Raw genomic sequence first — 23,083 nt, forward strand, 5'->3', positions numbered from 1 at the left:
ATGGCCGAAGTCGAATTCTCGATCGGGCACAAGAGTTACACGCTGTCCTGCCAGGAGGGCGAGGAGCGGCTGCTGAAGCGGGCCGCCGCGCTGCTGGACGGCGAGGCGCAGGCGATCCTGACCCAGGCCGGCCGCATGCCCGAGCCGCGGCTCCTGCTGCTGGCCGGGCTGATGCTCGCCGACCGCATGACCGCGCTGGAGGACCGTGCCGCCTCGGCCGAGCGCGAGCTGGCGCGGCTGAAGGCCAATCCGCAGCGGGTCGAGGTGCCGGTGGTGCCCGAAAGCCTGCGCGAGGGCATGGCCGAGCTTGCCGCCCGTGCCGAGGCCCTGGCGCAGAAGGCCGAGGACCAGCTTCCGGGCTGACCGCGGGCGTCGCGGTCGCAGGGGTATTTGGAAAAACAGAGAAGGCCGATGCCGGCTTTCAGGCTGGCCGCGAGCGGTGGGCTGACCGCGCCCATCACCGCAATCGTTACCAGGAGCGGGGCCGGCACCATGAAGACGCCCAGCCCCTCGATCTCGGGCCGGGCGCGCAGCCAAAGCACCAGCCGCCACAGCTTGCGCAGGGTGTCTTGGTCCAAGTCCGCGCCCTCGGGCGAATGCGGCGGGTAGATCAGCATCAGCTTGCAGCCCTTGGCGCGCGCCGTGACCGCGAAGTTGAAGAACGCCTGATAGCTGACGGCACCCTCGGCCGAGTTCGGTTCGGCCAGGCCGGTCGTAAGGTCGCCGATCTCGGTGATGATCAGCGCGCCGGAATAGGCGCCGGTGCGGTCGTCCATCGCTCGGCCGCGCTGCTGAAACCGGCATAATGCATGAACATCGACCCTGACCAATAAGCCGGCAGGTTGCCGCCGTCCGGCGCTGCTGCCGTGGCCTGGTAGAGGAAGGAATGCGCAGAGATGCCGAGGCTTTCTCCTTCAGCCAGCACCACGCGCGCCGCAGGTGCGGTGCTGCCCTTCAGCGCCCCAAGCCGACGTACCGGCCAGAAGCCGCGCAGGTCGAGCAGCATCAGAATCCCCGCACCACGGCGAGCGTCCCGGTGTCGTTCAGGCAGCGGGCGCGCACGGTCAGGGCGGCATCGACCTGGATGCTGCCGGTGATCTCGGGCAGGCGCAGGCGGGTCGGGTCCACTTCAGGATCCTGCGGGCAGAGCTCGATCAGGAACGCGCTCTGATTCTGCACGATGTCGCGGGCTTGCAGCGCGATGGGGTCTGACCAGACCCCGGTGATGCGGTATTGCGGCATGTCGCTCTCCTTTCAGATGTCGGCCGGGATCACTCGGCCTTGCCTTTCTCGTCCTGGCACTCGGTCACCAGCCCACCGCCGTCGAGCCGGTGGCTGACCGATTTCAGGTGCCATTCGCCACTCAGCTCGGGCTCCAGCCCGGCCAGGATGACGGTGCCGCCGCCCAGCAGGCGCTTGAGCACGTCCTCATAGCTGGTGCACCGTCCATCACCTCGTCACTATCCTCGGGATCCGAGAAACCGAGCTTGCGGCGCAGCTCGCTGGCCTTGAAGGTGGCACCGATCCCGGCCAGCGACACCGCGCTCTCGATCTTGGCCGTGACGCCCTCGGGTTCGTCCACGGACAGCACTCCTGCACCCTGAAGTTCAGGTCCACGAAGGGCCGCACGATGTCGCGGTTGATGGTGCCCGTCATCGTCGCGCACCTTGAAACGGAACCGGGTCGGGGTGCCGCCGGTCAGCCATCTGTTGGCGAATTCATGGCCGTTGTCGAAAAGGCAGTGCTTCGGGATACCCCAGGTCTCTATCAGCTCGCCGAAGGCCGACATGACCGCCACCTTGTTCGGGTCCAGATCGACCCGCCAAGCGAGCATCTTGTTGGAATAGAGATCCTGGAAAGCGACGATCTGCGGCCGGACCGTCTTGCGCCGCCTGTCTATCGGCGGTCGTCAATGACAGCTCACCGCGTGATCAGCCCGTAAGGGTCGCAACTTTTGCTGCGACGCGCATGAATGGCTGGTATCTCAGATTAGCGCAGCTGCCATGTCGCACGGCCGAAAGTCGGCTTTCTGCCGAGACTGTGTAAAAACTTCCTTCGGTCGCAGTGATTTATGAGCTACTTGCCTGAGATCAGGAGTTTTTCGTGATGGCTGCCGGAACTCACCATGCCCTGGCGGCTCAGCCCGGGATTGCCGCCATAAGCCCCCGGATGCCGATCAGGGAGACCATGCGCTTGATATTGTAGGCAAGGACATTCAGCGCCATTTCCGTTCGGACGTTCACGAACCCTCGCTGTCAGGAAGTGGGTGTGCCCCATCCAGGCCTTGATCGTTCCGAACGGGTGCTCGACCGTCGAGCGCCGGATCCTCATCGGGGCCGAGGCATCCCGTCGGCGGGCGTCAGCCGCCTCCACCAGATGCTCATGTTCCAGCGACCGATCCGGCGCAGGGTGTTCGTCGTGCAGCGGTTGCGCAACGGACAGCCAGGGCAAGCCGTGGTCCAGTAGCGGCGCATCTGCAGGCCCTGCTGCTCGACCGTGGACCGATAGCTCAACACCTCGCCGGCCGGGCAGCGATAGATATCCTTGTCGGGACCATAGGCGAAGTCCGCCTTCACATAGCGCCCATGCACCCGGCTCCCGGACGTGTCCGGCCGCGGCACCGTCGCCGCGATACCCTGCTCGTGGCAGGCGAGTATCTCACCACCGCTGAGATAGCCTTTGTCGGCCAGGATATGCAGGTCGTCGCGCCGGAGGGCAGTCTTCGCGGCACCCGCCATGAGGCGAACTGATCACGATCATGGCCCTGATTGGTGACCTCATGCGCCACGATCAGATGAGTCTCGGCATCGACAACGCTTTGCACGTTATAGCCGACATGGCCGCTGTGCTGCGCCCGCGTCGCCATGGCACGGGCGTCCGGATCCGTCAGCGATATCTGCCCGTCCGGTGCCGTTGCCAGCTCCCGGCGCAACCTCACCATGCGGTCCATTTCCAGCCGGACCCGGTGATAACGGCTGGTCAGATGGACTATCTTTTCCGTGCGTGCCTCGCCGGTTTCCTGCCGATCCGCTCGCTCGGCCTCCTCGATATAGCGGCCGACCTCCTTCTCCAGATGCGCCAGGCGGCTGGCGATCTTGGCCTTGGTGAAGTTCCGGTCGCGATTGTTGACGGCTCTGAACTTGCTGCCGTCGACGGCAACACAGTCGCCCCTCAGCTGCTCTGCCCCCTCGAAACTGGATCGTTTAGAGCTGGAGTTTTCGGCTAACCTTCCCCGGCTGGGACAGGAGCTGAAAACGATGAAGGCATCGAAGTTCACGGAAGCGCAGAAGGCGTTCATTCTGAAGCAAGGCGAGGAAGGCACGTCGGTTGCCGAGATCTGTCGGAAGGCTGGGATCGGCCAGTCGACCTATTTTGCCTGGAAGAAGAAGTATGGCGGGCTGCTGCCCGACGAGATGCGGCGGTTGAAGCAGCTTGAGGACGAGAACGCGCGGCTAAAGCGGATCGTGGCGGACCTGACGCTCGACCGGCAGATGTTGCAGGATGTTGTGCGGCGAAAGCTCTGAAGCCGGCGCGGTCGCGTGAACTGGTTCGCGGGATGTGTGCAGACTGGGCGGTTTCGATCCGTAGGGCATGTGGGGCCTTGCGATTTGACTGCTCGAGCTACCACTACAAATCCCGCCGCACCGATCCGGCAGAGCTGAAACGGCGGATCCGGGAGATCTGTGAGACGCGTGTGCGCTATGGCTATCGCCGCGTTTACGTTGTCCTAGACCGGGAGGGCTGGGAGGTCAGCATTAAGATGGTCTATAACGTTTACAAAGCCTTGGGACTGCAGCTGCGGAACAAGACCCCAAAACGGCGGGTGAAGGCCAAGTTGCGTGACGACCGTGCGGAAGCCGTCGGGCCGAATGATGTATGGGCCATGGATTTTGTCCATGACCAACTGGCCTTGGGTAAAAAGCTGCGGATCCTAACCATTGTCGACACCCATTCCCGCTATTGCCCCGCCACGGACGTGCGGTTCCAATATCGCGGCGAGGACGTGGTCACGACGCTGGAACGGATCTGCACAAAAGTCGGCTACCCGAAGACAATCCGGGTCGACAACGGCAGCGAATTCATCTCGCGCGACCTGGATCTCTGGGCCTACGCCAAGGGCGTGACGCTCGACTTTTCACGCCCCGGCAAGCCGACAGACAACGGCTTCATCGAGGCTTTCAATAGTAAGCTCAGGTCCGAATGCCTGAACGCGCACTGGTTCATGAGCCTTGCGGACGCGGCCGAAAAGCTGGAGGATTGGCGCAGACACTACAACGATGATCGACCCCACAGCGCCATCGGATACAACGTCCCGAGCGCGCTGCACTTTCCCGACGGCGTCACCAGCCCGCCGCCGTGACAAAGGCCGGAAACTCCGGCTTTAGATGGTCCAAAATTGGTAGGCAGGGCACAGCACGCCGATCCGACGGCAGAGCTCCACGAACTCGGCACAGGTCCGGCGAATGGCTGGGCCGTTCTCGCGCCGGAAATCGGCGATGGTCTTGTGGTCGGCACCAGCCGCCCGGTCAGCCACATCACCTCGACATTGCGCCCGGCTTCACGCTCGAGGCGCCGACTGGAAGGAATACGGTTCAGGTAGCCGTAGATGAACAGCTTGAGCAGCACTGCCGGATGATAACCCGGCCGTCCTGTCCGAGCGGCTGCATGACGATGAAAGCCAAGGGCGGCGAGGTCGAGTTCATCGACGAAGAGATCGACGACACGGACAAGGCTATCTGAGCTACTCCCCGCTCCTTGGACAGTTTTCGGGGATATTTAAGCTACTGCCTGCGCTTGCTGATCGATTTCGATATTGTTGAAGTAAACCACGGCGGGTGGCCGTCCACCATGGGCGGTGTGGGGCCTCTGGTGGTTGTAGAAGGTGATCCATCGGCCAATGGCAGCCTTGGCCTGTGACCCCGTTTCCCAGGCATGCAGGTAGACGCATTCGTATTTCAGGGACCGCCACAGGCGCTCGATGAAGACATTGTCGATGCACCGCCCCTTGCCGTCCATCGAGATGCGGGTGCCGACGCGCTTTAGCCGATCTGTCCAGGCGAAGGACGTGAACTGGCTGCCCTGGTCAGTGTTCATGATCCCCGGCGCGCCGAAGCGGTGGATGGCCTCCTTCAGCGCCTCAACGCAGAAGTCGGCCTCCAGCGTGTTCGAGATGCGCCAGGCCAGAACCTTGCGTGTGAACCAGTCCATGATGGCCACCAGATACAGGAAGCCGCGCCGCATCGGCAGGTAGGTGATATCGGCGCACCAGACCTGGCCGGGACGATCCACCCGCAGCCCGCCCAGCAGGTAGGGCCAGGTCTTGTGGCCCTTCCTCGGCTTGCTGGTGTTGGGCTTCTGATAGATCGGCATCAGGCGCATAAGTCGCATGAGCCGCCGAATGCGCTTCTGGTTCACGCCATGGCCTTCGTTCTGCAGGTGCCAGGTCATCTGGCGAACCCCATAGAACGGCGTGTCGAGGAACTGCCGGTCGATCAGCCGCATCAGGCCGAGGTTCTGATCCGTCTCTCCAGCCGGCTCGTGGTAGAACGACGAGCGCGAGATCGACAGCAGGCGGCACTGCGCCCCGATGGACAGCGCCGGGTGGTTCCGTTCGATCATCCCACGCCTCACTTTCCGGTCCACGGCTTGAGCTTTCGTGACAAAAAATCGTTGGCGACAGCCAGCTCCCCGATCTTGGCATGCAGTGATCGGACCGTCTCTTCATCCACCTCCGTCGAGGGCTTCTTGCCGCCGCGCTCGAAGATATCCGCAGCTCCGTCGAGCAGCGCCTTCTTCCATTGATGGATCATCGTCGGATGCACGCCGTATTCGCCCGCCAGCTCTGACACAGTGCGCTCGCCCTTAACGGCCTCGAGCGCCACGCGCGCCTTGAAGCCCGCGTCATGGTTTCTGCGTTTCCGCATTCCTGATCTCCTCGTTCTTGGAGACCAGCAAACGTCAGATCGTAGCTTCCGTCACTGTCCGATTTCCGGGGAGCAGCTCAATCTTCGCCGATCCAGTCCTCCAGACGCTCCGGGAAAAGCGTCGTCTGATCCCGGTTCACGCCATCGATGAAACCCGACATGCCAAGCCTCCCAACCATGTGGAATTGTAGCATAAACAGGAGTTTTTACACAGCCTCCGCCCAACCGGTCGATATGGTGCCGCGACGCTTCAGGAGATCACTCTCAGGATCCCCGCAGATCGTCGAGGTAGATCCGCACCGCATCCTGCACATGCCGGAAGCAATCACCGCCGAGATGCTTGCCGCCGAACCACCGGGTCACCACGACGATGTGGTCGCGCAGCCCTTCGCGCTCCAGGATCCGCAAGATCACGATGCCCGCGCCTGCCTCGCCATCATCGTTCTTGAGTGGCGCCAAACGGAAAGCAGGTGAGGCCGGGCCCGTGGGTCCGGCCTTGGTCGCTTTTTGCTTGGCCGCGAGGTGCTGCTGCGGCTGCGGAAAAAGCCGCTGATTCCGCTTCTGCGACGACCTGCCTTGGTCGAAAACCTCGGCGAATCTCGGAAAATTTCGTCGTAATTCATTGATTTATCATAATAATAAAAACGATGGGAGAAGGCGTCTTTTTTCTTGAAATAAACGATAAACCCTGTCGTTATTATGGGCATGAAGGCCCCGACGGGGCATCGAAGGAGGGAAGGCATCATGATCCGCACCATTCGCGTGACCGACAGCCAACTGGCCCATGGCCGGGTGATCCGTCGCCACCTGGACGGCCGCCTGACGGTCGAGGACGGCACCAAGCGCATGACCGGCTATCCGCTGCAGGCCGGTTTCTGGGATCGTTGCCTGAGCCTGCCCCTGCGCCGCGTGATGTCGGTGGCGCTGACCGTGACCGCGCTGGGCCTTGCCGGCCAGGTCCAGGCCGAAAGCCTGCTCAACGTCAGCTACGACCCGACGCGCGAGCTTTACCGCGAGGTGAACGCCGCCTTTGCCAAGAAATGGGAAGCCGACGGCCATCCGGCGGCGCAGATCGAGACGTCGCATGGTGGCTCGGGCGCGCAGGCGCGCTCGGTCATCGATGGGCTCAAGGCGCAGGTGGTGACGCTGGCGCTGGCCTCGGACATCGACAAGATCGCCGAAAAGGGGCTTCTGCCCGAGGACTGGCAGTCGCGCCTGCCGCACAACAGCTCGCCCTATACCTCGACCATCGTCTTCCTGGTGCGCGAGGGCAACCCGAAGGGCATCAAGGACTGGGGCGACCTGGTCAAGGAGGGCGTCGAGGTCATCACGCCCAATCCCAAGACCTCGGGCGGGGCGCGCTGGAACTATCTCGCCGCCTGGGCCTGGGCGCAGAAGAACGGCCAGGAGCCCAAGACCTTCGTGGCCGAGCTGTTCAAGCACGTCCCGGTGCTGGACAGCGGCGCGCGCGGCTCGACCACCACCTTCACCCAGCGCGAGATCGGCGACGTGCTGCTGGCCTGGGAGAACGAGGCCTATCTGGCGCTGAACGAGCTGGGCGAGGACCAGTTCGACATCGTGGTGCCCTCGGTCTCGATCCTGGCCGAGCCGCCGGTCGCGGTGGTGGACGGCAACATCGGCGGCGACGAGCAGAAGGCGCTGGCCGATGCCTATCTGAACTTCCTCTATTCGCCTGAGGGGCAGGCGCTGGCCTTCAAGCACTATTACCGCGCCTGGGACAGCAGCGCCGCCAATCCCGACGACGTGGCCCGTTTCCCCAAGCTCGACTTGGTGACCATCGCCGATTTCGGCGGCTGGAAGCAGGCCCAGCCCGAGCATTTCGGCGACGGCGGCACCTTCGACCAGATCTATTCCGGGAAATAGGCGATGCAGGCTCTGCGCATCCAGAAATCCCCCATGCCCGGCTTTGCGCTGGGCATGGGGATCACGCTGACCATGCTGTCGCTGATCGTCATCCTGCCGGTCGGCGCGCTGCTGGCCCAGGGGGCGAGCTATGGAGCAGAGGGTATTTGGCAGACGGTGAATACGCCGCGGGTCTGGGCGGCGCTGTATCTGTCGTTCCGGCTGGCGTTCTTCGCCGCGCTCTTCAACCTGGTTTTCGGCACGCTGCTGGCCTGGGTGCTGGCGCGCTATGAATTTCCCGGCCGGCGGCTGGTCGATGCGATGGTGGACCTGCCCTTCGCCCTGCCGACGGCGGTGGCGGGCATCGCGCTGACCGCGCTTTACGCCCCGAACGGCGTCTTCGGCAGCCTCGCCAAGGCGCTGGGCGTCAAGATCGCCTATACGCAATGGGGCATCCTGATCGCGCTGATCTTCGTCGGCCTGCCCTTCGTCACCCGCACCGTGCAGCCGGTCATCGCCGAGATCGAGCGCGAGGTCGAGGAGGCCAGCGCCACCCTGGGCGCCAGCCGGCTCTATACGCTGTATCGGGTGATCCTGCCGATGCTGATGCCGGCCGCGCTGACCGGCTTCGCGCTGTCGCTGGCCCGTGCGGTCGGCGAATACGGCTCGGTCATCTTCATCGCCGGCAACCTGCCGCTGAAGACCGAGATCGCGCCCCTGCTGATCGTCATCAAGCTGGAGGAATTCGACTACAACGGCGCGGCGGCCATCGGCATCGCCATGCTGCTGATCTCGTTCACCATGCTTCTGGCCATCAACCTGATCCAGATCTGGAGCCGCCGGAGGATTGGCCATGTCTGATACGCAAGCCCCCGCCCGCTGGCGCGCGGTGACCGAGGAAAGCCGCCCGGCCCGCATCGCGCTGATTGCCGTGGCCCTGGCCGGGCTCGGGGTCCTGGTGCTGGCGCCGCTGGCCGTGGTCTTTGCCGAGGCCCTGGCCAAGGGCGCGGGCGCCGCCATCGCCTCGCTGGGGAACCGCGACGCGCAATCGGCGATCCGGCTGACGCTCTTGGTCGCGGCCATCGCCGTGCCGCTGAACGCGGTCTTCGGCATCGCTGCCGCCTGGACCATCACCAAGTTCGACTTTCGCGGCAAGGCGTTCCTGATCACGCTGATCGACCTGCCGTTTTCGGTCTCGCCGGTGGTGGCGGGGCTGGCGCTGGTGCTGCTGTTCGGCACCAACAGCCTGATCGGCGGCTGGCTGGTCGCGCAGGGCTTTCCGATCATCTTCGCGCTGCCGGGGATCGTGCTGGCCTCGGTCTTCGTCACCTTTCCCTTCGTCGCGCGCGAGCTGATCCCGGTGATGATCGAGCAGGGCCGGGCCGAGGAGGAGGCGGCGCTGACGCTGGGCGCCTCGGGCTGGCGGGTGTTCCGCACCGTGACGCTGCCGAACATCAAATGGGCGCTGCTTTACGGGGTACTGCTCTGCAACGCCCGCGCCATGGGCGAGTTCGGCGCCGTGGCCGTGGTGTCCGGCAAGATCCGCGGCGTCACCGCCACCATGCCGATCACCATCGAGATGATGTATAACGAATATCTTTCGGTGGCGGCGTTTTCGCTTGCCGCCGTGCTGGCGGCGCTGGGCCTGCTGACGCTGGCGCTGAAGACCGTGCTGGAATGGCGCCACGCCGACCAGCTTGCCGCAACCCGCAGATATTGAGGTGTCCGATGCATATCGAGATCGACGAGATCGCCAAGGAATTCGGCGCCACCACGGCCCTGAGGCCGGTCAGCCTGGCCATCCCCTCGGGGGCGCTGGTGGCGCTTCTGGGGCCCTCGGGTTCGGGCAAGACCACGCTTCTGCGCATCCTGGGCGGGCTGGAATTCCCGAGTTCCGGCCGGGTGCTGTTCGACGGCCAGGACGCGACCGGCATGACCGTGCAGGAACGGCGCGCGGGCTTCGTGTTCCAGAGCTACGCGCTGTTCAAGCACATGACGGTGTTCGAGAACATCGCCTATGGGCTGCGCGCCCGCCCGCGCGCCTCGCGCCCGCCTGCGGCCGAGATCCAGCGCCGGGTGTCGAAGCTTCTGGACCTGATCCAGCTGCCGCAGATCGCCCGGCGCTTCCCGAGCCAGCTGTCGGGCGGCCAGCGCCAGCGCGTCGCCCTGGCGCGCGCCTTGGCCATCGAGCCGCGCATGCTGCTGCTCGACGAGCCCTTCGGTGCGCTTGACGCCCGCGTGCGCAAGGAACTGCGCCAGGGCCTGCGCGAGATCCACGACACCACCGGCCTGACCACGGTCTTCGTCACCCATGACCAGGACGAGGCCATGGAACTGGCCGACCTGGTGGTGGTGATGTCCATGGGCCGGATCGAGCAGATCGGCCGGCCGCAGGACATCCGCGCCCGCCCGGCGACGCCCTTCGTGCGGGAATTCATCGCGGCGTGACGCGCGTCGGCCTTTCCCGTCCGCGCCTTGCCGGCTAGCATCCGGCAAGGCGCGGCAGCAAGGGACGGGTCGATGGAAGCCTATGGCCATCTGCGGGTTCTGGTCAGCATGATCCTGGGGCTGGCCATCACCCGGGTGCTTTCGGGCCTGTCGCGCCGCATCCAGCAGCCGGCGCGGACCGAGGGCATGGCGGCGCAGATCGTCTGGGCCTTCGTGCTGCTGACCGGGGCGGTGCATTTCTGGTGGTGGGAATTCGCCCTGCGCCGGGTCGAAAGCTGGCATTTCGGCATCTATGTCTTCGTGCTGGCCTATACGGCGATCTTCTTCCTGATGGCGACGCTGATCTTTCCCGACGGCAATGCCGACCATGCCGAGACCGAGGCCTTCTTCATGCGCCGCCGGCGCGGTTTCTACGGGCTGTTCGCGCTGTCCTTCGCCTTCGATTTCTTCGATACCGCGCTGAAGGGCCGCGACTATCTGGCGGCTCTGGGCTGGGAATACCCGCTGCGGCTGGTGCTGGGCGTGCTGGCCGCCGCCCTGGCGCTGCGGGCCCGCGGCCCGCGGCAGGTCATGGCGGTGGGGCTGGCCTGGCTGGCCTATGACATCCTGTGGATCTTGCGCCATTACGACAGCCTGGACTGACCTGCGGCAGCGGCCCGGCCGCAGGGGTATTTGCACAACGAAGAATCCGTTTCCGGCCGCGCGCATGCAGGCGGGGGGTTTTCGCCGCGCTGCGGCGTGACTAGATCGGCTGCGACGCATAACGAGGGACGACATGGAGCACCTGATCGAACGCAGTCTTTTCGCCAGCCGTTGGCTGATGGCGCCGATATATGTCGGCCTGTCGCTGTCGCTTCTGCTGCTGCTCTGGGTCTTTGGCCTGGAGTTCTGGCACCTGGTGCAGATCCTGCCGGTGATGACCGTGAACGACGCGGTGCTGGGGGTGCTGGCGCTGATCGACCTGAGCCTGGCGGCGAACCTGCTGCTGATCGTGATCTTTTCCGGCTACGAGAATTTCGTCAGCCGCATGAACCTGAGCGCGCACGAGGACCGGCCGGAATGGCAGGGCGAGGTCGATTTCTCGGGGCTGAAGCTGAAGCTGGTGGCCTCGATCGTGGCGATCTCGGGCATCCACCTGCTGAAGGTGTTCATGGATGTCGGCAAATATGCCCCCGACCAGATCCGCTGGATGGTGGTGATCCACCTGGTCTTCGTCGTCTCGGGCGTGCTGCTGGCGGCGATGGACTGGATCTCGAACCATGGCAAGGGGTTGAAGAAGCGCGCGCCCAAGGCGTGACGCACCCGCCCGGTCGCGCGGTTGCATGGGTATTTGCAGAACGAAGAAGGGCAGGGGCGTCGCCCGATGGGCGGCGCCCGGCTTTTTTCCCAAGGGGCGCGGTGCGGACCCTTGCGCCTTGGCCCGCCACGGCTATAACCCCGGACGATTTATCAGCCGCAAGCCCGAGGGACCGCCATGCCGAAGAGAACCGATATCAAGTCCATCCTGATCATCGGCGCCGGGCCCATCGTCATCGGCCAGGCCTGCGAATTCGACTATTCCGGCGCCCAGGCCTGCAAGGCGCTGCGCGAAGAGGGCTACCGGGTCATCCTGGTGAACTCGAACCCCGCCACGATCATGACCGATCCCGAGATGGCCGACGCCACCTATATCGAGCCGATCACCCCCGAGGTGGTGGAAAAGATCATCGCCAAGGAACGGCCCGACGCGCTGCTGCCGACCATGGGCGGGCAGACCGGGCTGAATACGGCCTTGGCGCTGGCCGACATGGGCGTCTTGAACCGCTATGGCGTCGAGCTGATCGGCGCGCAGCGCGCCGCCATCGAGATGGCCGAGGACCGCAAGCTGTTCCGCGAGGCCATGGACCGCATCGGGTTGGAAAACCCCCGCGCCACCATCGTCGCCGCGCCGAAGCTGGCGAGCGGCAAGTATGACATCGCCGCGGGGATCGCCCAGGCCATGGTCGATCTGGAAGAGATCGGCCTGCCGGCGATCATCCGCCCGGCCTTCACCCTGGGCGGCACCGGCGGCGGCGTCGCCTATAACCGCGACGATTACGAACGCATCGTGCGCTCGGGGCTGGAGGCCTCGCCGGTGGCGCAGGTGCTGGTGGACGAAAGCCTGCTGGGCTGGAAGGAATACGAGTTCGAAGTGGTGCGCGACCGCGCCGACAACGCCATCATCGTCTGCTCGATCGAAAACGTCGACCCGATGGGCGTGCATACCGGCGATTCCATCACCGTCGCCCCGGCGCTGACCCTGACCGACCGGGAATATCAGCGCATGCGGAACGGCTCGATCGCCGTGCTGCGCGAGATCGGCGTCGAGACCGGCGGCTCGAACGTGCAATGGGCGGTCAATCCCAAGGACGGCCGCATGGTGGTGATCGAGATGAACCCGCGCGTGTCGCGGTCCTCGGCGCTGGCCTCGAAGGCGACCGGCTTCCCCATCGCCAAGATCGCGGCGAAGCTCGCCGTCGGCTATACGCTGGACGAGCTGGACAACGATATCACCAAGGTGACGCCGGCATCGTTCGAGCCCTCGATCGACTATGTCGTGACCAAGATCCCGCGCTTTGCCTTCGAGAAATTCCCCGGCTCCAAGCCCGAGCTGACCACGGCGATGAAATCCGTGGGGGAGGTCATGGCCATCGGCCGCAGCTTCCACGAATCGCTGCAAAAGGCCCTGGCCTCGATGGAGAACGGCCTGACCGGCCTTGACGATATCGAGATCCCCGGCGCGCCCGACAAGGCCGCCGTCATCAAGGCGATCAGCGCCCAGACCCCCGACCGGCTGCGGCTGATCGCCCAAGCCATGCGCCACGGGCTGAGCGATGACGAGATCCAGCACGCCACCGCCTTCGACCCCTGGTTCCTGGCGCGGCTGCGCGAGATCGTCGAGGCCGAGAATGCCGTGCGTGCGGGCGGGTTGCCCCAGGATGCCGAGGGCCTGCGCCGGCTGAAGATGATGGGCTTCACCGACGCGCGGCTGGCGGCGCTGACCGGCGCCGGCGAGAAATCGGTGCGCGAGGCGCGCCGCGCCCATGACCTGCACCCGGTCTTCAAGCGCATCGACACCTGCGCCGCCGAGTTCGAGGCCCAGACCCCCTATATGTATTCGACCTATGAAGCCCCGGCGATGGGCGACGTCGAGAACGAGGCCCGGCCCAGCGACCGCAAGAAGGTGGTGATCCTGGGCGGCGGCCCGAACCGGATCGGCCAAGGCATCGAGTTCGACTATTGCTGCTGCCACGCCTGTTTCGCGCTGACCAAGGCCGGCTACGAGACGATCATGGTCAACTGCAACCCCGAGACGGTCTCGACCGACTACGACACCTCGGACCGCCTCTATTTCGAGCCCCTGACGCTGGAGCACGTCCTGGAAATCCTGCGCATCGAGCAGGAGAACGGCACGCTGCACGGCGTCATCGTCCAGTTCGGCGGCCAGACGCCCTTGAAACTGGCCAATGCGCTGGAGGAGGAGGGCATCCCGATCCTCGGCACCACGCCCGACGCCATCGACCTGGCCGAGGACCGCGAGCGCTTCCAGAAGCTCTTGAATGACCTGGGCCTGAAGCAGCCGATCAACGGCATCGCCCATTCCGACGCCGAAGCCATTGAGATCGCCGAGCGCATCGGCTTCCCGCTGGTCATCCGCCCCTCCTATGTGCTCGGCGGCCGCGCGATGGAGATCGTCCGCGACATGGACCAGCTGAACCGCTATATCCGCGAGGCAGTCAAGGTCTCGGGCGACAGCCCGGTGCTGCTCGACAGCTACCTCTCGGGCGCCATCGAGGTCGATGTCGACGCGCTCTCGGACGGCAGCACCGTCCACGTCGCCGGTATCATGGAGCATATCGAGGAGGCCGGCGTCCATTCCGGCGACAGCGCCTGTTCGCTGCCGCCGCACACGCTCGACCCCGCCACCATCGCCGAGCTGAAGGTCCAGACCGTCGCCATGGCCCGCGCCCTGAACGTCGTCGGGCTGATGAACGTGCAATTCGCGCTGAAGGACGGCGCGATCTACGTGTTGGAAGTGAACCCGCGCGCCAGCCGCACCGTGCCCTTCGTCGCCAAGGCCACCGACAGCGCCATCGCCTCGATCGCAGCGCGCCTGATGGCGGGCGAGCCGATGGCGAACTTCCCGGCGCGGCCCGCCTATCCCGAGGGCGTCGGCCCCGAGGACAGCCTGCCCTTCGCCGACCCGCTGACGCTGGCGGACCCGAACACGCCCTGGTTCTCGGTCAAAGAGGCGGTGCTGCCCTTCGCCCGCTTCCCCGGCGTCGACACGCTTCTGGGCCCGGAAATGCGCTCGACCGGCGAGGTCATGGGCTGGGACCGCAACTTCGCCCGCGCCTTCCTGAAGGCGCAGATGGGGGCGGGGACAACGCTGCCTTCCGAGGGCCTAGTCTTCATCTCGGTCCGCGACGCCGACAAGACCGAAGGGCTGGCCCAGGCCGCCCGCGACCTGACCGCGATGGGTTTTGCGCTGGTCGCCACCTCGGGCACCGCGCGTTTCCTGCGCGAGGCCGGGGTCGAGACCGAACTGGTGAACAAGGTCTACGAAGGCCGCCCGAACATCGTGGATCGGCTGAAGAACGGCGAGATCGCCATGGTGCTGAACACCACCGAAGGCACGCAGGCCATCGCCGATTCGCGCGAGATCCGGGCGGTCGCGCTGAACGACAAGATCCCGTATTACACCACGGCGGCGGGGAGCATCGCGGCTGTGGCGGCGATCAAGTCGCGTGGGGAAGGGGAAGTTGGGGTGAGGGCGTTGCAGGCTTGAGCGGGTGAGTTACTGACTATGCAGTTGCAAGCTAAGGCCGCCCACTTGGGCGGCCTATCCAATTCGGCCCTTTGCTTGCCGTCAGAGCCCCTACGGCCTCTCTACTAGCCTACCTAAGCCGAAAATTCACACTTGTCGCAGTATTTCCATTAATTGAGGTTGTAAATGGGGCGATGTCGACGCCGTCATATAGACGGTTTCGCATATCGCGTTTTTAATTAAGCAACGGTGAGCGATAGGTTCCTAATGACGCCGCGTTTTCCAAGTCATCCTTGAACGGCTCTGTTGCACAAATCGCGTGAGGGATTCATCTCGCGAATCCAGGGTGGTAGCTGGGATGCATGAGCAGACCCATACCCCCGACCTACAAGACCAGGAACTGGCCAGCCTACAATGAAGCACTCAAGCGCCGGGGCTCGCTGACGATCTGGTTTGACCCCGAGATGAGCTGGGATGCCGCGCCGACAGGCAGGCGTGGCCGCCAGCAGACCTACAGCGATGCCGCTATCCAGACGTGCCTCTCGATGAAAGTGCTGTTCGGCATGGCGCTCCGGCAGACGACCGGGTTCGTCGAGAGCCTGCTACGGCTGGTCGGCCTGAACTGGACGGTGCCCGACTTCAGCACGCTATCTCGCCGCCAGAAGACCTTGGCCGTGAACATCCCCTACCGCGGCTCCAAGGGGCCGTTGCACCTGCTGGTCGACAGCACCGGGATCAAGGTCGAAGGTGAAGGCGAGTGGCACGCACGCAAGCATGGCGGCCCGAAACGGCGCGTCTGGCGCAAGCTCCACCTTGGGATCGATGAAGAAACGTTGGAGATCCGGGCCGTCGAAGTCACCGGGAGCCACATCGGTGATGCGCCCATCCTACCCCACCTTCTCGACCAAATCCCGCAGGACCAGGAAATCGGTAGCGTTACGGCTGATGGCGCCTACGACACGCGCAAATGCCACGATGCGATTGCAGATCGCGGTGCCCATGCCGTCATCCCGCCCCGCAAGAACGCGAAGCCCTGGAAGACGATCACCGCCGGAGCCGTGGCCCGAAATGAGGCCCTGCGCGCGGCGAAATACCTGGGCCGCGCGCTCTGGCGACGATGGTGTGGATACCACCGCCGAAGCCGCGTCGAGACAAAGATGCATTGTATCAAGTTGCTGGGCCAGCGGCTCATGGCACGGGACTTCGACCGACAGGTCGCCGAACTCCAGGTCCGCATCGCCGTCCTGAACGGCTACACCGCGCTCGGAATACCCGTCACGGAAGCTGTGGGATAAGTCCGTCCGGGGAAAGGGGAACCTCGGCCTTAAGCCGATTTGTGCAACAGAGCCCTCCTGAACAGGATATTTCTATCCCAGTGGGTGGACCACTTCAGTGGGGGCACTCCATTCCTCTGAAGCAACTTATCTCTCTACATAGATAGAGGTCTTGCTAGAAGTATTCTAGAGGAATTATGAGGAAAGAGTATCGCCTACTTAGCAGCTGCAGATCAGGGGAATGGCAGCTATGGGATTTTGTGCCTTGAGGGCATGACTGTTGAACACTCTCAACGAATGACCGTTTTGCCCGCCCTCCAATTTCCTACGCCGCAGTTCTGTCAGTCCGCTTGCACGTCCCTTTGTATCACCCGCTTACCCCCTCACTTCCCCCTTCTCCCCTCCAACTCCACCCGCAACACCGCCGAGCTCACCCGCTCCACCCCCATCGGCACCCCCACCTCGCCGAACCGCGTCGCCGCATCCCCCAGCGCCTCCTCCTCCATCCGCTGCAAATCCCCCCAGCGCGGCCGCGCCCCGTCGTGCCCCTCATCCACCCGGCGCTTCAGGTAATCCATCGTCTCCGCCCCCCGGATCATCCCCGCCAGCCGGGCGTGCACCCACACCGACAGCACCCGGTTCAGCCGAGGCTGCCAGTCCACCCCGGTCGAGCGAAAGAATTTCACCACCTCCTCATCCAGCCGAATCGTCACCCGGGTCTTCTTCGACTGCCCCTTCTCGCGCGCGATCTCGTGCCATTCCGCGGGGATGCGCAGCTCCTCCATCAGCCGCTGGTGCAGGTCCCATTCCAGCATCCGCATGGCGTCCGCCATGTAGTGGTAATTCACCCGCCGCTGCTCTTCCGCCCTGCTGACCATCCCGACCTCCGACGCCCGTGCCAAACCGACCCCAAGGCTCGGCGCAACGGGTTAACCGCGCCTTAACGCGGCGCGCGTTGCCGGTGTACGCGCGGCGTACGCGGCCTGCACGCCCGGTGCACCCGCGGCACGGCCCGATTTCACGGCCCTCCATCCAGTTGCGACTGATTTGCACTTGCGATGTGCGCGCAAGACGCTATGTCTATATGCGATCAACTCGCAACTGAATCGGCGGCGCAGGCTGCGCCGCGAAACCGGAAGGGATGGGCATGGCTCGGACAGGCGCGCGCCTGATTGGTGCGGTGGCGGCGATGGCGCTCATGGCGGCCTCGGCTGCGGCCGGGGAGAAGATGAAGGTGGTCACCACCTTCACCGTGCTGGCCGACATGGCCCGGCATGTGGCGGGGGACGCGGCCGAGGTGGTCTCGATCACCAAGCCGGGCGCCGAGATCCACGGCTACGAGCCGACGCCGCAGGACATCGTCCGGGCCCAGGGCGCCGACCTGATCCTGTGGAACGGCATGAACCTGGAACGCTGGTTCCAGCAGTTTCTGGCCAACCTGGGCGAGGTGCCCTCGGCCACGCTGACCGACGGCATCGAGCCGATCCCGATCGCCGCCGGCGGCTATGAGGGCAAGCCGAACCCGCATGCCTGGATGGGCCTGACCAATGCCGAAGCCTATGTCGACAATATCGCCAAGGCCTTCGCGCAGCAGGATCCTGCGAATGCCGCGACCTATGCCGCCAATGCCGAGGGCTACAAGCAGCAGCTGCGCGCGGCGCTGGAGCCGCTGCGCGCCGAGATCGCGGCCATTCCCGAGGATCGGCGCTGGCTGGTGACCTGCGAGGGCGCCTTTCCCTATCTGGCGCGCGACCTGGGGCTGAAGGAGCTCTACCTCTGGCCGATGAACTCGGACCAGATGGGCACGCCGCGCCAGGTGCGCACGGTGATCGACGGCGTGCGCGCGCATCAGATCCCGGTGGTGTTCTGCGAAAGCACGGTGAACACCGCCCCGGCCGAGCAAGTCGCGCGCGAGACCGGCGCGCATTACGGCGGCGTGCTCTATGTCGACAGCCTGTCCGAACCGGACGGGCCGGTGCCGAGCTACCTCGACCTGCTGAAGGTCACCACCGAAACCGTGGCCAAGGGTCTGGCCGCCGGCAACTGAGCAAGGGAGCAGGGATGCGCGACGACATCAGGACCGAGCTTGGAGAAAGCGACCGGGCCGACCCCGGCGGCGGCATCGACGCCCGCGACGTGACCGTGACCTATCGCAACGGGCTGACCGCGCTGCGCCATGCGAGTTTCCAGATCCCGCGCGGCACGGTCACGGCCTTGGTCGGGGTGAACGGCGCCGGAAAATCGACGCTGTTCAAGGCGATCATGGGTTTCGTGCCGGCCGCCGCGGGCGAGATCCGCCTGTTGGGCATGACGGTGCGCGAGGCGCTGAAGCGCAACCAGGTCGCCTATGTGCCGCAGGCCGAGGAAGTGGACTGGTCCTTCCCCGTGCTGGTCGAGGACGTGGTGATGATGGGCCGCTATGGCCACATGGGTTTCCTGCGCATCCCGCGCCAGGCCGACCGCGACGCCGTGGATGCGGCGCTGGCGCGGGTGAACATGCAGGACTACCGCCACCGCCAGATCGGCGAGCTTTCGGGCGGCCAGAAGAAGCGCGTCTTCCTGGCCCGCGCCCTGGCGCAGGACGGCCGCGTCATCCTGCTGGACGAGCCCTTTACCGGCGTCGACGTCAAGACCGAGGACCAGATCATCGCGCTGTTGCGCGAACTGCGCGACGAGGGGCGGGTGATGCTGGTCTCGACCCACAACCTGGGCTCGGTGCCAGAGTTCTGCGACCGGGTGGTGCTGGTCAAGGGCACGGTGCTGGCTTACGGCCCGACCGAGACCACCTTCACCCGCGAGAACCTGGAAACCGCCTTTGGCGGCGTGCTGCGCCGCTTTACCCTGGGCGGCACGCGGCTCCATGACGACGACGACCCGCGCCGCGTCACCATCCTGACCGACGACGAGCGCCCGCTGGTGCAATACGGCGACCGCACCCATACGGCCGGAAAGCCGGAGGAGGGCGCGGAATGAGCCTGCTGCTGGAGCCCTTCAGTTATCTCTACATGACCAATGCCATGTGGGTCTCGGCGCTGGTCGGCGGGGTCTGCGCGTTCCTGTCCGCCTATCTGATGCTCAAGGGCTGGTCGCTGATCGGCGACGCGCTGTCGCATTCCGTGGTGCCGGGCGTCGCCGGCGCCTATATGCTGGGCCTGCCCTTCGCGCTGGGGGCGTTCCTGTCGGGCGGGCTGGCGGCGGCGGCGATGCTGTTCCTGTCGGACCGCTCGGGGCTGAAACCCGATGTGGTGATCGGGCTGATCTTCACCAGCTTCTTCGGGCTCGGGCTGTTCATGGTCTCGATCAACCCGATGGCGATCTCGGTCCAGACCATCACCATGGGCAATATCCTGTCGATCACCCCTGGCGATACGCTGCAACTGGCGATCATCGGCTTCGTCTCGCTGGCGGTGCTGCTGGCGAAATGGAAGGACCTGATGGTGGTCTTCTTCGACGAAAGCCACGCGCGCTCGGTCGGGCTGCGGCCGGGGCTCTTGAAGGCCGTGTTCTTCGTGCTGCTTTCGGCCTGCGTGGTGGCGGCGATGCAGACGGTCGGCGCCTTCCTGGTCATCGCCATGGTGGTGACGCCGGGGGCGACGGCCTATCTGATCTGCGACCGCTTCCCGCGGCTGATCGGGCTCTCGGTCGCCATCGGCACGGTCACCAGCTTCACCGGCGCCTATCTGTCCTATTTCCTCGACGGCGCCACCGGCGGCATCATCGTGGTGCTGCAGACGCTGATCTTCCTCGCGACCTTCGTCTGGGCGCCGAAGCACGGGCTGCTCGCTGCCCGCGCCAAGGCCCGCGCCGCGCTGGAGGCCGCACCATGAGCGAGCTTCTGGCGCCCTTTCAGTTCGGCTTCATGCGAGATGCCTTCCTGATCGCGGTGATCGTCTCGGTGCCGACGGCGCTGCTGTCGTGCTTCCTGGTGCTCAAGGGCTGGGCGCTGATGGGCGATGCGGTCAGCCATGCCGTGCTGCCGGGCGTGGTGCTGGCCTATCTCTGGGGCTTTCCGCTGATCCTGGGCGCCTTCACCGCCGGTATGGTGACGGCGCTGGCCACCGGCTATCTGTCGGGCAACAGCCGGGTCAAGCAGGACACGGTGATGGGCGTGGTCTTCTCGGGCATGTTCGGGCTGGGGATCGTGATCTATACCGCGATCACCTCGGACGTGCATCTGGACCATATCCTGTTCGGCAACATGCTGGGCGTCGGGCCGCAGGATCTGCGGCTGGCGCTAGGGATCGCGCTGCCGGTCGCGGCGGTGCTGCTGCTGAAATGGAAGGACCTGATGCTGCATGCCTTCGATCCGGCGCAGGCGCGGGCCTCGGGCCTGCCGGTCGGGCTGCTGCACTACGGGCTGCTGACGGTGCTGTCGCTGACCATCGTCGCCACCATGTCGGCGACCGGGCTGATCCTGGCGGTCGGGCTCCTGATCGCGCCGGGGGCCATCGCCTTCCTGCTGGTGCGCAGCTTCGGCCGCATGCTGGCGGTGGCGGTCGCGATCTGCATGGCGGCGATGCTCATCGGGGTCTATGCCAGCTTCTGGCTCGACAGCGCGCCGGCGCCGACCATCGTGCTGATCCTGACCGGGATCTTCGTGCTGGCCTTCCTGCGCCGGCTCGCGCAGCAGCGCCGGGCCTCGGCCTGAATCGAAAAGGCCGTCCCTTTCGGGACGGCCGATCCTTCGCCACGCGGCGGGGGCTGATTACATCATGCCGCCCATGCCGCCCATGTCGGGCATGCCACCGGCCGGAGCCTTCGGCTCGGGCTTCTCGGCGATCATCGCCTCGGTGGTGATCAGCAGGCCAGCCACCGACGCCGCATCTTCCAGCGCGGTGCGGACGACTTTCGCCGGGTCGATCACGCCGAACTTGAACATGTCGCCATATTCTTCGGTCTGGGCGTTGAAGCCATAGGCCTTGTCGTTCGACTCGCGAACCTTGCCGGCCACCACGGCGCCGTCGACGCCGGCGTTCTCGGCGATCTGGCGCATCGGGGCTTCCAGCGCGCGGCGGACGATGGCGATGCCGGCATCCTGGTCCGAGTTCACACCCGTCAGGCCTTCCAGCGCCTTGCCGCCCTGGACCAGGGCCACGCCGCCACCGACGACGATGCCTTCCTGAACCGCCGCACGGGTGGCGTTCAGCGCGTCATCGACGCGGTCCTTGCGCTCTTTCACTTCGATCTCGGTCATGCCGCCGACGCGGATGACGGCAACGCCGCCGGCCAGCTTGGCAACACGCTCTTGCAGCTTCTCGCGGTCGTAGTCCGAGGTGGTTTCCTCGATCTGCTGGCGGATCTGCGACACGCGGGCCTCGATCTCGGCCTTCTCACCGGCGCCGTCGACGATGGTGGTGTTGTCCTTGTTGATCGAGATCTTCTTGGCGCGGCCGAGCATGTCGATGGTGACATTCTCCAGCTTCATGCCCAGGTCTTCCGAGATCACCTGGCCGCCGGTCAGGATCGCGATGTCCTGCAGCATGGCCTTGCGGCGGTCGCCGAAGCCCGGCGCCTTGACGGCAGCGATCTTCAACCCGCCGCGCAGCTTGTTGACGACCAGCGTGGCCAGGGCCTCGCCTTCGACGTCTTCGGCGACGATCAGCAGCGGCTTTTGCGACTGGATCACGGCTTCCAGCAGCGGGACCATCGGCTGCAGCGACGAGAGCTTCTTCTCGTGCAGCAGGATATAGGCGTCTTCCAGATCCGCGACCATCTTGTCGGCATTGGTCACGAAATAGGGCGAGAGATAGCCGCGGTCGAACTGCATGCCTTCGACGACTTCGACTTCGGTCTCCATGCCCTTGTTTTCTTCGACGGTGATCACACCCTCGTTGCCGACGCGCTGCATGGCTTCGGCGATCTGCTGGCCGATGAAGGCTTCGCCGTTGGCCGAGATGGTGCCGACCTGCGCCACTTCGGACGAGTCGTTGACCGGGCGGGCGGCGGCCTTGATGGCCTCGACCACTTTCGCGGTGGCGACGTCGATGCCGCGCTTCAGGTCCATCGGGTTCATGCCGGCGGCAACCGCCTTCATGCCCTCTTTCACGATGGCCTGGGCCAGCACGGTGGCGGTGGTGGTGCCGTCGCCGGCCTCGTCATTGGTGCGCGACGCGACTTCGCGGACCATCTGCGCGCCCATGTTCTCGAACTTGTCGGACAGTTCGATCTCCTTGGCGACCGAGACGCCGTCCTTGGTTATGCGCGGGGCGCCGAAGGACTTGTCGATCACCACGTTGCGGCCTTTCGGGCCCAGCGTGACCTTCACGGCATCGGCGAGGATGTTCACGCCTTTCAGCATGCGGTCGCGGGCGTCGGTGTTGAACCGGACTTCTTTCGCAGCCATTCTATCTACTCCTGTAATGGGTTATGCGGGAAGGCGAGATCAGGCGATGATGCCCAGGATGTCGCTTTCCTTCATGATCAGCAGTTCTTCACCGTCGACGGTGACCTCGGTGCCCGACCATTTGCCGAACAGCACGCGGTCGCCGGCCTTCACGGCCGGGGCGATCAGCTCGCCCGAATCCTTGCGCGCGCCTTCGCCGACCGAGACGATCTCGCCCTCGGCGGGTTTTTCCTTGGCGCTGTCGGGGATGATCAGGCCGCCCTTGGTCTTTTCGTCCGACTGGACGCGGCGGACCAGAACGCGGTCGTGCAGCGGTTTGAAAGCCATGTGAACACTCCGGTGTTACAGGTTGGTTTAAGATGTTGGCACTCGGTCTTGGTGAGTGCCAGTGACGCCCATCTAGGCAGAGCCCCGGCACCTGTCAACGCCCGGCTTCCAGAAAAAT

Annotated in this window: 22 protein-coding genes and 3 pseudogenes; 14 read left to right on the top strand and 11 right to left on the bottom strand. The window is 65.1% G+C overall.

Features of this window, described 5'->3' with window-relative positions; all coding sequences use genetic code 11:
* Positions 1-363, top strand: coding sequence for a cell division protein ZapA (locus ASV56_RS01285; protein WP_062560461.1), 363 nt, complete (start codon positions 1-3; stop codon positions 361-363).
* A gap of 376 nt (positions 364-739) precedes the next feature.
* On the opposite strand, the gene ASV56_RS01295 is transcribed toward ASV56_RS01285, so the two are convergent.
* From ASV56_RS01295 to ASV56_RS24270, 5 genes and pseudogenes are all read right to left on the bottom strand, one after another.
* A complete protein-coding gene (locus tag ASV56_RS01295; RefSeq protein WP_062560463.1) occupies positions 740-1,006 on the bottom strand; it encodes a hypothetical protein in 267 nt (88 codons plus the stop codon).
* Entirely contained in the window at positions 1,006-1,242 is a 237-nt protein-coding gene (locus tag ASV56_RS01300) for a hypothetical protein (RefSeq protein WP_062560464.1), read from the bottom strand. The genes ASV56_RS01295 and ASV56_RS01300 overlap by 1 nt, the downstream gene beginning before the upstream one ends.
* Before the next feature lie 29 nt (positions 1,243-1,271).
* The gene (locus tag ASV56_RS22395) at positions 1,272-1,424 is read right to left on the bottom strand and encodes a hypothetical protein (RefSeq protein ID WP_253879814.1); all 153 of its coding nucleotides are present in this window, start codon (positions 1,422-1,424) and stop codon (positions 1,272-1,274) included.
* Positions 1,364-1,834 carry a transposase domain-containing protein gene (locus ASV56_RS22400; protein ID WP_082724689.1) on the bottom strand — a complete coding sequence of 157 codons (471 nt, stop codon included), beginning with the start codon at positions 1,832-1,834 and terminating at the stop codon, positions 1,364-1,366. The genes ASV56_RS22395 and ASV56_RS22400 overlap by 61 nt, the downstream gene beginning before the upstream one ends.
* A gap of 304 nt (positions 1,835-2,138) precedes the next feature.
* A pseudogene (locus ASV56_RS24270) lies at positions 2,139-3,175 on the bottom strand (transposase); the annotation flags it as partial.
* 82 nt (positions 3,176-3,257) lie between these two features.
* Between ASV56_RS24270 and ASV56_RS01315 the strand changes: the two are divergent.
* Positions 3,258-4,360 (top strand): IS3 family transposase gene (locus ASV56_RS01315; RefSeq protein ID WP_156429039.1). Its coding sequence is split into 2 segments (ribosomal slippage): positions 3,258-3,519 and positions 3,519-4,360, totalling 1,104 coding nucleotides; the frame shifts between segments, so codons are not numbered across the junction.
* Between the two features lie 51 nt (positions 4,361-4,411).
* Here the strand turns inward: ASV56_RS01315 and ASV56_RS23340 are convergent.
* From ASV56_RS23340 to ASV56_RS23345, 3 genes and pseudogenes are all read right to left on the bottom strand, one after another.
* Positions 4,412-4,737: pseudogene (locus ASV56_RS23340) on the bottom strand (transposase); the annotation flags it as partial.
* A gap of 39 nt (positions 4,738-4,776) precedes the next feature.
* Positions 4,777-5,924 (bottom strand): IS3 family transposase gene (locus tag ASV56_RS01320; protein ID WP_437435906.1). Its coding sequence is split into 2 segments (ribosomal slippage): positions 4,777-5,669 and positions 5,669-5,924, totalling 1,149 coding nucleotides; the frame shifts between segments, so codons are not numbered across the junction.
* A 264-nt stretch (positions 5,925-6,188) separates the two neighbouring features.
* Positions 6,189-6,377 (bottom strand): annotated as a pseudogene (locus ASV56_RS23345) (YigZ family protein); the annotation flags it as partial.
* A 459-nt stretch (positions 6,378-6,836) separates the two neighbouring features.
* Here ASV56_RS23345 and ASV56_RS01335 point away from each other — a divergent pair.
* From ASV56_RS01335 to ASV56_RS01370, 8 genes are all read left to right on the top strand, one after another.
* Positions 6,837-7,808, top strand: a complete 972-nt coding sequence (locus tag ASV56_RS01335; protein ID WP_253879972.1) for a sulfate ABC transporter substrate-binding protein — start codon at positions 6,837-6,839, stop codon at positions 7,806-7,808.
* 3 nt (positions 7,809-7,811) lie between these two features.
* The gene (cysT, locus tag ASV56_RS01340; protein ID WP_062560468.1) at positions 7,812-8,648 is read left to right on the top strand and encodes a sulfate ABC transporter permease subunit CysT; all 837 of its coding nucleotides are present in this window, start codon (positions 7,812-7,814) and stop codon (positions 8,646-8,648) included.
* On the top strand, positions 8,641-9,507 hold the full coding sequence (gene cysW, locus ASV56_RS01345) for a sulfate ABC transporter permease subunit CysW (RefSeq protein ID WP_062560469.1): 867 nt from the start codon (positions 8,641-8,643) through the stop codon (positions 9,505-9,507). Before cysT ends, cysW begins: the two co-directional genes overlap by 8 nt.
* Positions 9,508-9,515: 8 nt before the next feature.
* Complete coding sequence (locus tag ASV56_RS01350) at positions 9,516-10,235, top strand: sulfate/molybdate ABC transporter ATP-binding protein (protein WP_062560470.1); 720 nt, start codon at positions 9,516-9,518, stop codon at positions 10,233-10,235.
* A gap of 72 nt (positions 10,236-10,307) precedes the next feature.
* Entirely contained in the window at positions 10,308-10,877 is a 570-nt protein-coding gene (locus ASV56_RS01355) for a hypothetical protein (RefSeq protein ID WP_062560471.1), read from the top strand.
* Between the two features lie 133 nt (positions 10,878-11,010).
* Positions 11,011-11,532 carry a TIGR00645 family protein gene (locus tag ASV56_RS01360; RefSeq protein WP_062560472.1) on the top strand — a complete coding sequence of 174 codons (522 nt, stop codon included), beginning with the start codon at positions 11,011-11,013 and terminating at the stop codon, positions 11,530-11,532.
* A 177-nt stretch (positions 11,533-11,709) separates the two neighbouring features.
* Positions 11,710-15,042: a carbamoyl-phosphate synthase large subunit gene (carB, locus tag ASV56_RS01365; protein WP_062560473.1), complete on the top strand. Its 3,333-nt coding sequence runs from the start codon at positions 11,710-11,712 to the stop codon at positions 15,040-15,042.
* Positions 15,043-15,383: 341 nt separating this feature from the next.
* Positions 15,384-16,316 carry an IS5 family transposase gene (locus ASV56_RS01370; RefSeq protein ID WP_062560474.1) on the top strand — a complete coding sequence of 311 codons (933 nt, stop codon included), beginning with the start codon at positions 15,384-15,386 and terminating at the stop codon, positions 16,314-16,316.
* A 362-nt stretch (positions 16,317-16,678) separates the two neighbouring features.
* Here ASV56_RS01370 and ASV56_RS01375 read toward each other — a convergent pair whose 3' ends face one another.
* Positions 16,679-17,173, bottom strand: coding sequence for a BrnA antitoxin family protein (locus ASV56_RS01375; protein ID WP_062560475.1), 495 nt, complete (start codon positions 17,171-17,173; stop codon positions 16,679-16,681).
* Positions 17,174-17,442: 269 nt separating this feature from the next.
* Between ASV56_RS01375 and ASV56_RS01380 the strand changes: the two genes are divergently transcribed.
* The 4 genes from ASV56_RS01380 to ASV56_RS01395 are packed head-to-tail and all read left to right on the top strand — an operon-like array spanning position 17,443 to position 20,943.
* Positions 17,443-18,342, top strand: a complete 900-nt coding sequence (locus ASV56_RS01380; protein WP_062562185.1) for a metal ABC transporter substrate-binding protein — start codon at positions 17,443-17,445, stop codon at positions 18,340-18,342.
* A 14-nt stretch (positions 18,343-18,356) separates the two neighbouring features.
* The gene (locus tag ASV56_RS01385; protein ID WP_062560476.1) at positions 18,357-19,268 is read left to right on the top strand and encodes a manganese/iron ABC transporter ATP-binding protein; all 912 of its coding nucleotides are present in this window, start codon (positions 18,357-18,359) and stop codon (positions 19,266-19,268) included.
* A complete protein-coding gene (locus ASV56_RS01390) occupies positions 19,265-20,122 on the top strand; it encodes a metal ABC transporter permease (protein ID WP_062560477.1) in 858 nt (285 codons plus the stop codon). Before ASV56_RS01385 ends, ASV56_RS01390 begins: the two co-directional genes overlap by 4 nt.
* A complete protein-coding gene (locus ASV56_RS01395; RefSeq protein ID WP_062560478.1) occupies positions 20,119-20,943 on the top strand; it encodes a metal ABC transporter permease in 825 nt (274 codons plus the stop codon). Before ASV56_RS01390 ends, ASV56_RS01395 begins: the two co-directional genes overlap by 4 nt.
* A 57-nt stretch (positions 20,944-21,000) precedes the next feature.
* Here ASV56_RS01395 and groL read toward each other — a convergent pair whose 3' ends face one another.
* Positions 21,001-22,638: a chaperonin GroEL gene (groL, locus tag ASV56_RS01400; RefSeq protein WP_018000356.1), complete on the bottom strand. Its 1,638-nt coding sequence runs from the start codon at positions 22,636-22,638 to the stop codon at positions 21,001-21,003.
* A 39-nt stretch (positions 22,639-22,677) separates the two neighbouring features.
* On the bottom strand, positions 22,678-22,965 hold the full coding sequence (locus ASV56_RS01405; protein WP_018000357.1) for a co-chaperone GroES: 288 nt from the start codon (positions 22,963-22,965) through the stop codon (positions 22,678-22,680).
* Positions 22,966-23,083: the final 118 nt, after the last annotated feature.

This window comes from Paracoccus aminovorans (assembly GCF_001546115.1).
In the GTDB taxonomy this organism is placed as follows: Bacteria; Pseudomonadota; Alphaproteobacteria; order Rhodobacterales; family Rhodobacteraceae; genus Paracoccus; species Paracoccus aminovorans_B.

Coding starts and splice junctions, on each gene's coding strand:
- ASV56_RS01285 (WP_062560461.1), top strand. CDS start 1: ATGGCCGAAGTCGAATTCTCGATCGGGCACAAGAGTTACACGCTGTCC.
- ASV56_RS01295 (WP_062560463.1), bottom strand. CDS start 1,006: ATGCTGCTCGACCTGCGCGGCTTCTGGCCGGTACGTCGGCTTGGGGCG.
- ASV56_RS01300 (WP_062560464.1), bottom strand. CDS start 1,242: ATGCCGCAATACCGCATCACCGGGGTCTGGTCAGACCCCATCGCGCTG.
- ASV56_RS22400 (WP_082724689.1), bottom strand. CDS start 1,834: ATGCTCGCTTGGCGGGTCGATCTGGACCCGAACAAGGTGGCGGTCATG.
- ASV56_RS01335 (WP_253879972.1), top strand. CDS start 6,837: ATGTCGGTGGCGCTGACCGTGACCGCGCTGGGCCTTGCCGGCCAGGTC.
- cysT (WP_062560468.1), top strand. CDS start 7,812: ATGCAGGCTCTGCGCATCCAGAAATCCCCCATGCCCGGCTTTGCGCTG.
- cysW (WP_062560469.1), top strand. CDS start 8,641: ATGTCTGATACGCAAGCCCCCGCCCGCTGGCGCGCGGTGACCGAGGAA.
- ASV56_RS01350 (WP_062560470.1), top strand. CDS start 9,516: ATGCATATCGAGATCGACGAGATCGCCAAGGAATTCGGCGCCACCACG.
- ASV56_RS01355 (WP_062560471.1), top strand. CDS start 10,308: ATGGAAGCCTATGGCCATCTGCGGGTTCTGGTCAGCATGATCCTGGGG.
- ASV56_RS01360 (WP_062560472.1), top strand. CDS start 11,011: ATGGAGCACCTGATCGAACGCAGTCTTTTCGCCAGCCGTTGGCTGATG.
- carB (WP_062560473.1), top strand. CDS start 11,710: ATGCCGAAGAGAACCGATATCAAGTCCATCCTGATCATCGGCGCCGGG.
- ASV56_RS01370 (WP_062560474.1), top strand. CDS start 15,384: ATGAGCAGACCCATACCCCCGACCTACAAGACCAGGAACTGGCCAGCC.
- ASV56_RS01375 (WP_062560475.1), bottom strand. CDS start 17,173: ATGGTCAGCAGGGCGGAAGAGCAGCGGCGGGTGAATTACCACTACATG.
- ASV56_RS01380 (WP_062562185.1), top strand. CDS start 17,443: ATGGCTCGGACAGGCGCGCGCCTGATTGGTGCGGTGGCGGCGATGGCG.
- ASV56_RS01385 (WP_062560476.1), top strand. CDS start 18,357: ATGCGCGACGACATCAGGACCGAGCTTGGAGAAAGCGACCGGGCCGAC.
- ASV56_RS01390 (WP_062560477.1), top strand. CDS start 19,265: ATGAGCCTGCTGCTGGAGCCCTTCAGTTATCTCTACATGACCAATGCC.
- ASV56_RS01395 (WP_062560478.1), top strand. CDS start 20,119: ATGAGCGAGCTTCTGGCGCCCTTTCAGTTCGGCTTCATGCGAGATGCC.
- groL (WP_018000356.1), bottom strand. CDS start 22,638: ATGGCTGCGAAAGAAGTCCGGTTCAACACCGACGCCCGCGACCGCATG.
- ASV56_RS01405 (WP_018000357.1), bottom strand. CDS start 22,965: ATGGCTTTCAAACCGCTGCACGACCGCGTTCTGGTCCGCCGCGTCCAG.